The 12,714-nt window shown below is 64.3% G+C and carries 11 protein-coding genes; 8 read left to right on the top strand and 3 right to left on the bottom strand.

What is annotated here, in order from left to right; genetic code table 11:
* The first annotated feature begins 13 nt into the window (after positions 1-13).
* Genes narJ through MFF62_RS14600 form a run of 5 tightly spaced genes read left to right on the top strand, consistent with a single transcriptional unit; the run spans position 14 to position 3,736 of the window.
* The gene (narJ, locus tag MFF62_RS14580) at positions 14-706 is read left to right on the top strand and encodes a nitrate reductase molybdenum cofactor assembly chaperone (protein ID WP_238263837.1); all 693 of its coding nucleotides are present in this window, start codon (positions 14-16) and stop codon (positions 704-706) included.
* Positions 707-740: 34 nt separating this feature from the next.
* On the top strand, positions 741-1,424 hold the full coding sequence (gene narI, locus MFF62_RS14585; protein ID WP_238263838.1) for a respiratory nitrate reductase subunit gamma: 684 nt from the start codon (positions 741-743) through the stop codon (positions 1,422-1,424).
* Positions 1,425-1,433: 9 nt separating this feature from the next.
* Positions 1,434-2,165: a carbonic anhydrase gene (locus tag MFF62_RS14590; protein ID WP_238263839.1), complete on the top strand. Its 732-nt coding sequence runs from the start codon at positions 1,434-1,436 to the stop codon at positions 2,163-2,165.
* 18 nt (positions 2,166-2,183) lie between these two features.
* On the top strand, positions 2,184-2,561 hold the full coding sequence (locus tag MFF62_RS14595) for a putative zinc-binding protein (protein ID WP_238263840.1): 378 nt from the start codon (positions 2,184-2,186) through the stop codon (positions 2,559-2,561).
* Positions 2,558-3,736, top strand: a complete 1,179-nt coding sequence (locus tag MFF62_RS14600; RefSeq protein ID WP_238263841.1) for an NAD(P)H-dependent flavin oxidoreductase — start codon at positions 2,558-2,560, stop codon at positions 3,734-3,736. The genes MFF62_RS14595 and MFF62_RS14600 overlap by 4 nt, the downstream gene beginning before the upstream one ends.
* A gap of 5 nt (positions 3,737-3,741) precedes the next feature.
* Here the strand turns inward: MFF62_RS14600 and MFF62_RS14605 are convergent, their stop codons facing one another.
* The gene (locus tag MFF62_RS14605) at positions 3,742-5,043 is read right to left on the bottom strand and encodes a hypothetical protein (protein WP_238263842.1); all 1,302 of its coding nucleotides are present in this window, start codon (positions 5,041-5,043) and stop codon (positions 3,742-3,744) included.
* Positions 5,044-5,239: 196 nt separating this feature from the next.
* On the opposite strand from MFF62_RS14605, the gene MFF62_RS14610 reads away from it, so the two are divergent.
* Both MFF62_RS14610 and MFF62_RS14615 read left to right on the top strand, forming a co-directional pair.
* The gene (locus tag MFF62_RS14610) at positions 5,240-7,291 is read left to right on the top strand and encodes a type IV pili methyl-accepting chemotaxis transducer N-terminal domain-containing protein (RefSeq protein ID WP_238263843.1); all 2,052 of its coding nucleotides are present in this window, start codon (positions 5,240-5,242) and stop codon (positions 7,289-7,291) included.
* Entirely contained in the window at positions 7,288-7,944 is a 657-nt protein-coding gene (locus MFF62_RS14615) for a response regulator (protein ID WP_238263844.1), read from the top strand. Before MFF62_RS14610 ends, MFF62_RS14615 begins: the two co-directional genes overlap by 4 nt.
* A gap of 19 nt (positions 7,945-7,963) precedes the next feature.
* Here the strand turns inward: MFF62_RS14615 and rpiA are convergent, their stop codons facing one another.
* Positions 7,964-8,650 carry a ribose-5-phosphate isomerase RpiA gene (gene rpiA, locus MFF62_RS14620; RefSeq protein ID WP_238263845.1) on the bottom strand — a complete coding sequence of 229 codons (687 nt, stop codon included), beginning with the start codon at positions 8,648-8,650 and terminating at the stop codon, positions 7,964-7,966.
* 115 nt (positions 8,651-8,765) lie between these two features.
* Positions 8,766-10,466 carry a group II intron reverse transcriptase/maturase gene (gene ltrA, locus MFF62_RS14625; protein ID WP_238263846.1) on the bottom strand — a complete coding sequence of 567 codons (1,701 nt, stop codon included), beginning with the start codon at positions 10,464-10,466 and terminating at the stop codon, positions 8,766-8,768.
* A 1,250-nt stretch (positions 10,467-11,716) separates the two neighbouring features.
* Here ltrA and tal point away from each other — a divergent pair.
* Positions 11,717-12,673, top strand: a complete 957-nt coding sequence (gene tal / locus MFF62_RS14630) for a transaldolase (protein ID WP_238263847.1) — start codon at positions 11,717-11,719, stop codon at positions 12,671-12,673.
* Positions 12,674-12,714 lie beyond the last annotated feature (41 nt).

Below are 12,714 nucleotides of genomic sequence, written 5' to 3' on the forward strand. Positions count from 1 at the left end.
ACAGGAGAACGCAATGACTATCCATAGAGTGCTGAGCGCCGTGCTCAGCTATCCGGAACCCCCGCTGCTGGAAGCCCTGGCCGACATCGACTGGACGCTGGCCGAATGGCCGCAGGCGCGCGACATGCTGGCCCCGCTGACCGACATGCTGCGCAGTGAACCGCTGATCCGGCTGCAGGAAAACTACGTGGCCACGTTCGACCGCAATCCGGCCCATTCGCTGCACCTGTTCGAACACGTGCACGGCGAAAGCCGCGACCGCGGCCAGGCCATGGTCGACCTGCTGGACGAATACCGGCGCGACGGCTTCGACATGGTCACCGCCGAGCTGCCGGACTACGTGCCGTTGTTCCTGGAATACCTGGGCGCACTGGTGATGGACGGCAAGGAAGAGCGCGCCGAGCAGCTGCTGGGCGACGCCATCCACGTGCTGACCGCCATCGGCAACCGCCTGGCCCGCAGCGAAAGCCCGTACGCAGCGGCGTTCCAGGTGCTGCGCACGCTGACCGACGTCCAGCCGCTGCCCCAGGAAGACCCGCCGGTGCGCGACATGGACGAGGCGCTGGAACTGTTCGGCCCGGGCGCCGACGGCGTGGAGCCGCTGATCGGCGCCGGTAGCGCCTCCTGCGGCAACGCAGGCGGCGTGGCACCTGTCAGGTTCGTCCCGAAAGCCAAAGAGGCGGCAGCCGCGAACGCGGCGCTGTGAACCCCGCCGTGAACCCAATCAACCAGAAGACATCATGAACCTGGTCCATCAATTCCTGTTCGGGATCTACCCATACATCGCCGCCGCCATCTTCCTGTTCGGCAGCCTGGCGCGGTTCGAGCGCGAGCAGTACACGTGGAAATCGGACAGCTCGCAGGTGCTGTACCGCGGCAACCTGCGCATGGGCAACATCCTGTTCCACGTGGGTATCCTCGGCCTGTTCTTCGGCCACATGGTTGGCCTGTTGACGCCGGTGGCGGTCTGGGACGCGCTGGGCGTGTCGCACAGCTTCAAGCAAGGCGTGGCGATGGCCGCCGGCGGCGTGATGGGCACGATGTGCCTGGCCGGCCTGCTGATCCTGCTGCATCGCCGCCTGACCAACGCCCGCGTGTCGGCGGTGACCCGTACCGGCGACAAGATCCTGCTGCTGTGGCTGCTGGTTACGCTGCTGCTTGGCCTTTCTACTATCTTCGCCTCAGCCAGCCATATGGACGGCCACATGATGGTGCAGCTGATGACCTGGGCCCAGCACATCGTCACGTTGCGCGCCGACGCCGCAAGCTACGTTGCCGACGCCCCGCTGATCTTCAAGGCGCATCTGTTCATGGGCATCTCGCTGTTCGCGATCTTCCCGTTCACGCGCCTCGTGCACGTCTGGAGCGGCTTCGCCTCGGTCACCTACCTGGGACGCGCCTGGCAACTGGTGCGCAGCCGGTAAGGTGGCGCCATGCATGTGATCGAGCGCCTGCTGAAAGGGTTCGAGCGCTTCCAGCAGCACTATTTCGAGGATGCGCCGGCGTTGTTCGATGCACTGCGCGTCGGCCAGCATCCGCAAACCCTGCTGATTGGATGCAGCGACTCCCGCGTGGACCCCGGGCTGCTGCTGGGCAGCGATCCGGGCGATCTCTTCACTGTCAGAAACGTCGCAAACCTTGTGCCGCCGTGCACCGAGATGGAGACCGGAAGGCTACATGGCGTGTCGGCGGCCATCCAATTTGCGGTAGAACAACTCCGCGTGGCCAGAATTATTGTCATGGGTCATAGCGGGTGCGGAGGAATTCGAGCATTGTTGGCGCGGCCCGAGGTCGACGACGACACGGCGCAGGGGCATCCGCCCCGCCAGCCCCGCCAGGATTTCATTGGTCCATGGGTGCGCATCGCCGCCCCCGCGCGGCGTCTGGTGGAGCAGACCATGCCCGGCGCCAGCGCCGAGCAGCGTCAATATGCCTGCGAGCAGGCATCCATCCTGGTGTCGCTGCGCAACCTCGAGTCATTCCCGTTCGTGCGAGAGGCGTGCGAGCGTGGCGAACTGACATTGCATGGCTGGTATTTCGATATCGCCGCTGGCGCGCTCCTGGCTTACTCGGAGCGCGCCGACGGCTTTCTGCCACTGGTTTGCCCGCTCCCCGACGCCGGCGCACGTACGGTACGTGCAACCGCCTCGCCCTTTGATGCCTGAAGCCTGACGCCTGAAGCCATGACACCGCCGCCCCCATCTGCCCTGCCACTCGTCTACGCCTGCTCCGGGTGTTCCAGTGTCGCTCAGCTAGCCAACCAGTTCGCCGTGCGGCTCGACCGCGGCGGCCGGGCGGAAATGTCGTGCATCAGCGGGGTTGGCGGCGGCGTGCCCGCGCTGACGCGCGTGGCACGGTCCGGCCGGCCGATCCTTGCGCTGGACGGCTGTCCGCTGGCATGCGTCAAGGCATGCCTGGCATCGGCGGGCGTCACACCGACGGCCCACCTGGTCCTGAACCGCCTCGGTGCGACCAAGCGCCAGCACGGCGCCTGCACCGACGATGAAGAGGCGGCAACCTGGGCCGTCGTAGAGCAAACACTATCCGGAATGTACTCATGAACAAGCACTGGCTGAAACTCGCCGGACGGCACCTGTTACCGGTCGTCCAGGGCGGCATGGGCGTTGGCATCTCCGCCCACCGCCTGGCCGGCACCGTGGCCGCCAACAATGGCGTTGGCACGATTGCCAGCATCGACCTGCGCCACCACCACCCCGACCTGATGGAACAAGTGCGCGGCAAGCGGGACAAGGAAGCCATCGAGGCCGCCAACCGCGTGGCACTCGATCGCGAGATCGTTGCCGCCCGCCAATTGTCCGGGGGACGCGGCATGATCGCCGTGAACGTCATGAAGGCCATCGGCTCCCATGCCCAGATGGTGCGCCAGGCCTGCGAGAGCGGCGCCGATGCCATCGTCATGGGTGCCGGGCTGCCGCTGGACCTGCCAGAGATGGCGGCCGATCACCCCAAGGTGGCGCTGATCCCGATCCTGTCGGAAACGCGCGGCATCGGGCTGGTGCTGCGCCGCTGGATGAAGAAGGGCCGGCTGCCGGATGCCATCGTGATCGAGCATCCCGCGCACGCCGGCGGACACCTGGGTGCCGCCACCATCGAAGATCTGGGCAACGACCGCTTTTCGTTCGCCCGCGTACTAAGCGAATGCCGCGAGCTGTTCCAGACCCTGGGCCTGGCATGGGAGAGCATCCCGCTGATCCTGGCCGGCGGCATCAATACCCACGAGAAAGTCCGGCACTGGCTGGGCGAAGGCGCATCGGCCGTGCAACTGGGCACCGCATTCGCCGTCACCGAGGAATGCGACGCCCATCCGGCCTTCAAGCAGGTGCTGGCGACGGCCACGCCAGACACCCTGCGCGAGTTCACCAGCGTGGCGGGCTTGCCGGCGCGTGCTGTACTGACGCCCTGGCTGTCGCGCTACCTGTCCAGCGAAAGCCGCCTGCAGCAGCGGGCCAGGCCGCGCGATTGCCTGGAAGGCTTTGATTGCCTGCAGGCCTGCGGGCTACGCGATGGCGTGGCCAAGATCGGCCAGTTCTGTATCGACCTCAAGCTTGCCCAGGCTGTACGCGGTGACGTGGAACGCGGCCTGTTCTTCCGTGGCAAGGGCAAGCTGCCATTCGGCGAGGCGATCCGGCCGGTGGCCGAACTGATGCACTACCTGCTGACCGGCGAGAAGCCGGCCGCACTGACGCCGGCGCTCGCAACGACCGCCAGCGCCTGACGAGGCTAATCCCCGTCGCGCGGTTCACGGGGCGGCAGACCGCCCTGCCGGCGCATGCGGGCCATGCAGCGCAGCGCCGTCAGCAGTTGGAATCCGAGCCACGCATTGGCCGCGGCAAACAGCAGGCCACCAATGCGCGCGCACCACGCGGGCGCCCATGGCAACGCCAGCAGCGCGGCAAAGGCCGCCAGCAACAGCAAACCTTGCTGCCGCTGTCGAGCCGGTGAGATGATGGCCTGCATGACTGGCACCCGCGCGCGTGGCGGCAGCATGCGGCGCAGGTGCAGCCACACCAGGAATGGCACGATCTTTCCCAGCATGGCCGTGACAGGCAGCACGCCACTTCCCACCAGCACCAGTACCCCTATCCACCACGGCAACACTGTCGACCCCGGCAGCCACAGATTGGCGGTGGTCAGGAACGTGGCCATCGTCATGCTGGCCGAGGCCACGGCCCAGAGCGGCCAGTGCGGATCGTGACGACGGCGCGCCCGCAGCACGGCGATCAGCATCGAGCCGCCGAGCAGTCCGGCAAAGGCCAGCCAGGGCAACAAGGCCCACCGCCCGATGTCCCCGTCCGGGGCGATGACAATGACCACACTGAAGATCAGCAGGAGCAGCCAGTGCGCAACGGGCAGGCATCGCTGCAAGCGCCCGGGCAACTGCGGAACCTGCCAGAACATCGGCAGCACCGTCATCGCCACGCCGGTGACCAGCGCGCCAAGCCAGCCCCCGAGACCCCACGCGACGTGCAACGACAGCAGCGTTGGCAGCGGCAATGCCCACCAGCCGCCCAGTACACCCGCCAACGCAATCCCTGCCGCAACAGTCAGCAACAACGGCGCGCCAATCGAGGCCAGCGTACGCGTGGTGGCATCGACACGCACCACGCGCCGGCCAGTCACGAATAACACACCCGCCACGAGCAAGGGAAACAGGCCGATACCGGCCGCCCAGCGAAAAGCCTCACCCTCGCCGCCGATAAAGCCCACGCCGAGCGCGGTCGCCATGGCCGCGCCAGACAGCGCGACGAATGGCGCCAGCCATCGCACTCCGGGCACTGGCACCCGGGCCACCACCGGCATCATCTGGAACAGGGCACCCAGCATCACGGGCAGCAGCATGGCAAGGGCCAGCGCATGGACCGATGCCAGGGCCAGCGGCGCGAAACGATGCGGCAAGCCATCGGCGGGGCCGCAAGCCAATAGCAGCCCGGCAGCGACACCGAGCCACGGCGCCGGCATCAGGCAGCCGAACACCACGGCGGGCCTTGGCGCCTGGGCATAGTCGAGATTTGCCGCTTTCACTTGCGGTTGGCACCTTGGCTGGATGGAAAACGCCACATTGTCCACCTGGACGTGCGGACGGCTCAAGCACAGCGGCGCGGTCACAACGGTAGACCACGGATTGCACAAAGATTGATCTGGCGCAGAAGTCACAAGCCCCAACAGGTCGAAAATCAGCGCCGAGGTTGTGCCCGCCCCCTTGCGCCAACTCGATTCCATGCCAGACCCCACATATCGCCCGACCGCCGAAGCCTTTACCGCAGCTACCCGGCCGCCGCATTCGCTGCCCGACACCGACCACGTCCCCGACACCGTTCGACTGACGCCGCCGCGCTACCGGCTATCCACGCGCATCATCCTGCTGTCCCTGGCGTCGCTGACGGCGGTGCTGGCCATGATCACGGGCACACTCTTTCTTTCCTGGAAGCTCGAAGGCGCCGGGGCCGCCATCAATGACGCCGGCAGCCTGCGGATGCGCGCCAACCGCGTGGCCATCGAGCTTTCGCTGTCGGCATCGGGCAATCCCAGCACGCTTGCCGAACAGATCACGACCCTGGACAACACGCTGGCGCAACTGCGCAAGGGCAACCCGGCCCGGCCGCTGGTCCTGCCTGACGACCCGACCATCCATGCCCAGCTGGACGCAGTGCTGGCCGATTGGTCGCAGCATCTCAAGCCGATGGCCCTGGCTGGCAACGCCGGCGAGTATGTGCGGGCGCTGCCTGGCTTCGTCGATCAGGCCGACCGGCTCGTCCGCCTGATCGAGCGCAACAGCGCGCGCAAGACCGACATGCTGCGCCTGTCCCAGGTTGGCCTGGCGGCGATGGCTTGCGTGGGTACCGTGGCGGTCATCTACCTGCTCTATCTCTGGATCATCCTGCCCGTGCTGCGCCTGCAGGATGGCTTGCGGCGCATGGCCGCCCGCGAGTTCTCGCTGCGCCTGCCCGTGGAAACACGCGACGAATTCGGCACGCTGAATGCCGGCTTCAATCGCATGGCCGCCGAACTGCAGGAGCTCTATCACGACCTGGCCGCCCGCGTGACCCGCAAGACCGCCGAGCTGGCGAACCAGAATCGCGATCTGGAAGCGCTCTACGACATGGCCGCCTTCCTGAACCAGGCTGCCGATGCCGAAAGCCTGGCGCGCGGCTTTCTGGAGCGCGTCATGCAGCAGTTCGGCGCCGACGGCGGATCGGTGCGGATGTTCGACGTCCGCCAGGGCCGGCTCAACAGGTTGGCATCGGTGGGATTGTCGATGGACCTGGCCGACGACGATCACTGTGCCGATATCGGCGCGTGCCACTGCGGACAAGCCACGCAGGCCGGCATCGTGACCGTGGCCGACCTGCGCCGCGCGATCCTGCCGATGGCCGCCCCGGTCATGCCATCATCACCGTCCTCTCCTTCGCCGTGCCGGCGCGAAGGCTTTTTGTCGATGGCCGCCTTCCGGCTCGACACGCTGCGCGGCCCCGTCGGCACCCTGACGCTGCATTTCCGTGCGGCACACGACTTGCCGCCATCGCACCGGCAGTTGCTGGAAACGATGGCCCAGCACCTGGCCACCGCGCTGGAGCACGTGCGCCTGTCGGCCAGCGCCCGCCAGCTTGCCGTGGTGGAGGAACGCAACCTCGTGGCGCAGGGCCTGCACGACAGCATCGCGCAGGGCCTGAACTTCCTGAATCTGCAGGTCCAGCTACTGGAAGATGCCGCGGAGCGCCGTGCGGACGACGAAGTGCAGGAGATCATTCCGCTACTGCGCCACGGCGTGGAAGAAAGCTATCAGGATGTGCGCGAGCTGCTGAACAACTTCCGCTCACGGCTGACCACTGGCGACCTGCGCCCGGCCGTGGAGGAAACCGTGGCGCGCTTCCGGCGCCAATGCCGTACCGAGGCCACGCTGTCGATCGACGACAAGGGCTTGCCGCTACAGCCCGAACATCAGCTGCAGGTGCTGTTCATCCTGCAGGAAGCCCTGTCGAATGTCCGCAAGCACGCCATGGCCGAGCACGTGACGATCTCGATCCGGCACGACCGCGTGTTCCGGCTGGTGGTGCAAGACGACGGCGACGGCTTTGACGCCAGCCGGCTCGACGAGCACGACACCGGCCACATCGGCCTGCACATCATGCGCGAGCGCGCCGCGCGCCTGGGTGCACACCTGGCTATCGAACCACGCGCCGGCCTTGGCGTACGCATCGAACTGACCCTGCCGCGCGGCGAGCGCACGGCCGCATCGCCGACCGCAACGGCCGAGGAACCCGCATCATGACCATCCGCATCCTGTTGATCGACGACCATACGCTGTTCCGGTCAGGCATTCGCGCCCTGCTGCAACGGCAGCCCGATTTCGAGATCGTCGACGAAGCCGCCGACGGCGTGGAGGGCATCAAGCGCGCCAAGCAGCACCGGCCTGACGTGATCCTGCTGGACCTGAACATGCCCGGCCTGTCCGGCCTGGAGGCACTGCAATTACTGGTGGAGGATTTGCCTGACAGCGCCGTGATCGTGCTGACGGTGTCGGAGGAAGCCGAGGAACTGGCCACTGCATTGCGCAGCGGCGCGCGCGGCTACCTGCTCAAGAATATCGAGACCGAAGCACTGACCAGCGCCATCCGGCGCGCGGCGGCCGGCGAGCCGGTGATCTCGGAGGGCATGACCGCGAAGCTGGTGCAGCAGTTTCGTGCGCCCAGTGTGCCGGCCACCGCGGCAACTCGCGGCCAGGACGGCGCGCCGCTGACCACGCGTGAGCGCGACATCGTGCAGGGACTGGTACGGGGGGAAAGCAACAAGGAAATCGCGCGCGAGCTGGGCGTGGCGGAGTGCACCGTGAAGATTCACGTGCAGAACATCCTCAAGAAGCTCCACCTGGCCAGCCGCGTGCAGGTGGCGGTCTACGCCGTCGAGCACGGGCTGGCCGGATAACCGCGCCAGCCCCGTTGGCTTAGTAGTCGGTGCGCTGGACGCCGTTCTCGGTGCCCAGCAGCAGCACATTGGCGCCGCGCAGCGCGAACAGGCCCACCGTCACCACGCCCGGCAACTGGTTGACGCGCTGCTCCAGGCCCTTGGGATCGTCGATCTTCAGGCCGGTCACGTCGAGAATCACGTTGCCGTTGTCGGTCTTGTAGATACCGCCTTCCTTGGTCATGCGCAGGCGCGGCTGGCCGCCCAGCGCGGCGAGCTGGCGAGCCACGGCAGCACGTGCCATGGGAATCACCTCGACCGGCAGCGGGAACGTGCCCATGACCGGCACCAGCTTGCTGCCATCGGCGATACAGACGAAGCGTTCGGCCACGGCAGCCACGATCTTCTCGCGCGTCAGCGCACCGCCGCCACCCTTGATCATCGCGCCCGAGGCATCGATCTCGTCGGCACCGTCGACATAGACCGGAATGGTGTCCACCTCGTTGAGGTCCAGCACCTTGAAGCCGTGCTGCTGCAGGCGGCGCGTGGATGCCTCGGAACTGGACACGGCGCCACTGAACCGCTCCTTGAACGCCGCGACGGCGTCGATGAAGAGATTGGCGGTGGAGCCCGTGCCGACACCAAGAACGGCACCTTCGGGCACTTCCTGCTTCACATAGTCCGCGGCGGCTTGCGCGACCAGCGCCTTGAGTTCATCCTGAGTCATGACAACGGGGTGAATTGCGTTGGGGGAGGGTAGGAGGAGACCATTACTGGTCTCCTCCCCCCTAAGAACCGTACGTGCGAGTTTCCCCGCATACGGCTCAAGCCTTTACTAAATGTCAATCAAACATCGGCTTCACAACAGCTCGACCGTGATGGTGTACTTGGACATGACAATCGGGATGCAACAGCACGCGATTTCCTAGAGCATCCGACCCCTTGTAGGTACGGAGAATAATATGGTGGTCATGCCACCCCGTCTCTTTGGTTATCTTGCACTGACACACCGCACATAAGCCTCGCTGGTCGACATACAACTTGATCCACTGCTTCCGGTACGCCATGTTTTCCAACAGGCGATCCTGCCGCAGTTTCTCGCCGTACATCTCCTGCGCTGGATCGAAGGGATTGAAGTCCCCGCGAATCTTCTTATGCCGCTGAATCGGTGTCCCCGCAAGGGAATACAACTCGATCCATTGGCGATTGCCATCCTTATCTACTGCTGTGGTTCCAAACACCCAGTTCCGTTCACCAACGGATGCAAAATACTTTTTGCGCACCCATTCGGTGTTCTTTCCTCGATGCCGCCGCTTCGCCCACCGCCATAGCGCCCGGAAGATCCGGTGCTCCATTTTGGTGTACGTCACCTTCGCTACCACTGGGCGGTGATACTGCGCCCAGCCCCTTAGCATCGGGTTCAGCAGTCGAATCAAATCCTCCTGCTTCACCGTCTTGTGGGTACTGATGACCTCCTTCACCTTGCGATAGAACGTTTGCACGTTCTTCTTGCTCGGCTTAATAAGCAGCGTTCCCGAGTACTTCCGGAAATTCCACCCAAGAAAGTCAAAGCCGTCAGCGATGTTGACGATCTGCGTTTTCTCCGTGGACAGCGTCAGTCCCCGTACTGCTAAGAACTGTTCCACCCACGGTTTCACTTCGTTCTCTAACACCTCCGGCGTACTGCCGGTGATCACGAAGTCGTCCGCGTACCGCACCACGTTCACCTTCAGCCTCTTCGTGCCGGCGACACCTAGCTTGATCTCTAGAGACTTCGCCAGTTGTCGTTCCAGCCCGTTCAGCGCCACGTTTGCCAGGGTCGGGGAGATGATGCCTCCCTGTGGTGTTCCGGCTTCGGTCGCCTGAAACTGGCCCTGAAATACCACGCCAGCTTTCAACCACTTCCGAAGGATTGCCTTGTCCATCAGGACATTGCGCTCCAGCCAGTCGTGACTGATATGGTCAAAGCAGCCTTTGATGTCAGCTTCCAGCACCCATTGAGCCGAGGCCTTTTGGGATAGGGAGATAAATAACTGCGACATCGCATCCGCCGTGCAACGATTGGCCCGAAACCCGTAGGAGTTCGGATCGCTCGTCCCTTCGGACACCGGTTCCAGCGCCAGCAAATACAGCGCTTGCATGGCGCGGTCCCGCATGGTCGGGATACCCAGCGGGCGTTCCTTTCCATTGGCTTTAGGAATAAAGACCCTCCGTAATGGCATGGGCCGATACCCCCGACGCTTCAACCGCCCAATGGCTTCCCACCGGGTTTCAGGCGAGTCCCACTTCACGCGATCTACACCTGCCGTTCGCGCACCTTGGTTCGCCGTCACTCGTCGTACCGCCGATGCCTTGGCGGAGAACGAGCGGGTCAGTGACCGTTGCAAGGCTTTCACCCTGCGCCAATCTCTGTCCTGTGTTGCCTTCGCAATTCGAATCTGCATTGCTCGAACATTCCGTTCGACGCGGCGCCAATTGATGTCGCCCCATCGCTGCGGAATGCCGGAGGGCGCAGATTCATCCTTGCGGATCAATGATTCCATGCTGCTCTCCTATCTTGAGGACTTCCCCAAACAGCAGAGACAACATGCCCCTTGAGGGGACATATTGCCCCTCAAGGGAAGAAAAATTAAACAAGCGAGTTCAGTCAGCCGTCTTGCGACGAAAGACCAGTTGGAAGTCTGCCCGCTTTCGCGTGGGATGATGTTTCAACCCCTATCCGGACCATTACAGTCCGACGTTCGCTTTCTCCAACCTCCCATACCCGCACAACCAACAGCGTCCCTTACGGTTCGCCTGCCAAAGCCAAACTGCGCTCGGGCGGCTATACGGGCTTACCACGTTCCCCACGCGTTACACGACTGGGTTAGGGTCTGCCTCTTCACCGGTGGTCAGCTGACGACGTGTCCCGAGTTTCCAGCGGGACATCCGACCACGTACCTTTTGGTTAGTGCCTAACAGCAGCTTTGGCACCGCACTACTCACGGCGTTTAACAGCAGTTTACTTACATTACCCATACCAGCCAGCCTAGCTCCTTGACCCCATCGCTGCTTGGGATCTCTGCGGCAGGACCTCACGGACCCAACGCACCCTTACGGGGGCTACATTGTCGGGAGAGCTTCACACCCCACCGTTACCAGTGACGCATGTCTCCCTAGGCTACTACTAGTCGTATAGCAGGTTTGCTATCAGGGCGTCCTCGCGGACGAGCCCGATCCAAACAATAACGCGCGGAGCTTCCGCTCCGGTCCTCGCTTCCTTGCTTCATGGCCCCGTACTGCGGGCACCCGATGGCGGCAGTGCCTAGACTGCATACACCATCCCACAAGATTACGGCGGCCCCACTTCTGGGCCGGCACATTACTATTGCGTTGCGCCAACGATAGGCTGTTGGCACAACGAACCCCTTCCTTGCGAAAGGGGAATGAACGAACAGTCGCCCAAAGGCGAGCGTCCCCGCCTTTTGGGCAATGGCTGGTAGTGAGCCAGCAAAAGCAAGCTACTGGCCGATGTCCTGGCCTGAAAAGCAAACTCCATGAGACGCCCCACGGCTTTACCGGCCGGGTTGGTCTTAGCAAGAAAATGGTTGGGGCTCATCCCCAACAAAGGTCGATGCGACGTGTCGCACGAAAACGCGTAGTGTAGCGGATCACGGGCAATCGCCAAGTATCGTCGGCGATTACCGCCCGGCGTCACGGTATCGGTTGCCGCCTCACGCCACGCCGTTACAATGATCCATCCCCGGCTGCCTCACGCACCGCCTTCTTCCCTCTTCCAGACGGAACACAGATCATGAACGCGCTCGAACAACTGAAGCAGTTCACCACGGTGGTTGCCGATACCGGCGACTTCCAGCTGATGAAGCAGTACACGCCGCAGGACGCGACCACCAATCCGTCGCTGATCCTCAAGGCCGTGCAGAAGCCCGAATACCGGCCGCTGCTGGAACAGGCCACGCGCGACCATCACGGGTCCGCCGGCATGGACGCCGTGATGGATCAGTTGCTGATCGCCTTCGGCTGCGAGATCCTGGCCATCGTGCCGGGCCGCGTGTCGACCGAAGTCGACGCGCGCCTGTCGTTCGACACGCAGGCGACGGTGGACAAGGCCCGTCACCTGATCGGCCTGTACGAACAGCGCGGCGTGGCGCGTGAACGCGTGCTGATCAAGATCGCTTCGACGTGGGAAGGCATCAAGGCCGCCGAGATCCTGCAGCGTGACGGCATTCGCTGCAACATGACGCTGCTGTTCTCGCTGGCCCAGGCCGTAGCCTGTGCGGAAGCCGGTGCGCAACTGATCTCGCCGTTCGTCGGCCGTATTCTCGACTGGTACAAGAAGCAGGCCGGCGACAAGTGGGACGCCGACGCCAACGCCGGCGACAACGATCCCGGCGTGCGCTCGGTGCGCCAGATCTACGACTACTACAAGAAGTTCGGCTATGCCACCGAGGTCATGGGCGCCAGCTTCCGTGGCACCGGACAGGTCCTGTCGCTCGCGGGCTCCGACCTGCTGACCATCAGCCCCGAGCTGCTGGAACAACTGGCGGCCAGCACGGCCACGGTGGAACGCAAGCTGTCGGTGGAGCAGGCGCAGGCCGCCAACATCGCGCGCATCGCCGCCGATGAAGCGGCGTTCCGCTGGCAGTTGAACGAGGATGCAATGGCCACCGAGAAGCTGTCGGAAGGGATTCGCCTGTTCGCGGCGGACGCGGTCAAGCTGGAAAAGCTGGTGGCGGAACTGGCTGGCTGATTGCAGGCAACGCACCCCTCTCCGTCCTGGAGGGGGGAAAC

The organism is Cupriavidus pauculus (genome assembly GCF_022179805.1).
Lineage (GTDB): Bacteria > Pseudomonadota > Gammaproteobacteria > Burkholderiales > Burkholderiaceae > Cupriavidus > Cupriavidus pauculus_E.

Bases quoted from the DNA above. Each gene is read 5' to 3' on its own strand.
- narJ (WP_238263837.1), top strand. From the start codon at position 14: ATGACTATCCATAGAGTGCTGAGCGCCGTGCTCAGCTATCCGGAACCC.
- narI (WP_238263838.1), top strand. From the start codon at position 741: ATGAACCTGGTCCATCAATTCCTGTTCGGGATCTACCCATACATCGCC.
- MFF62_RS14590 (WP_238263839.1), top strand. From the start codon at position 1,434: ATGCATGTGATCGAGCGCCTGCTGAAAGGGTTCGAGCGCTTCCAGCAG.
- MFF62_RS14595 (WP_238263840.1), top strand. From the start codon at position 2,184: ATGACACCGCCGCCCCCATCTGCCCTGCCACTCGTCTACGCCTGCTCC.
- MFF62_RS14600 (WP_238263841.1), top strand. From the start codon at position 2,558: ATGAACAAGCACTGGCTGAAACTCGCCGGACGGCACCTGTTACCGGTC.
- MFF62_RS14610 (WP_238263843.1), top strand. From the start codon at position 5,240: ATGCCAGACCCCACATATCGCCCGACCGCCGAAGCCTTTACCGCAGCT.
- MFF62_RS14615 (WP_238263844.1), top strand. From the start codon at position 7,288: ATGACCATCCGCATCCTGTTGATCGACGACCATACGCTGTTCCGGTCA.
- rpiA (WP_238263845.1), bottom strand. From the start codon at position 8,650: ATGACTCAGGATGAACTCAAGGCGCTGGTCGCGCAAGCCGCCGCGGAC.
- ltrA (WP_238263846.1), bottom strand. From the start codon at position 10,466: ATGGAATCATTGATCCGCAAGGATGAATCTGCGCCCTCCGGCATTCCG.
- tal (WP_238263847.1), top strand. From the start codon at position 11,717: ATGAACGCGCTCGAACAACTGAAGCAGTTCACCACGGTGGTTGCCGAT.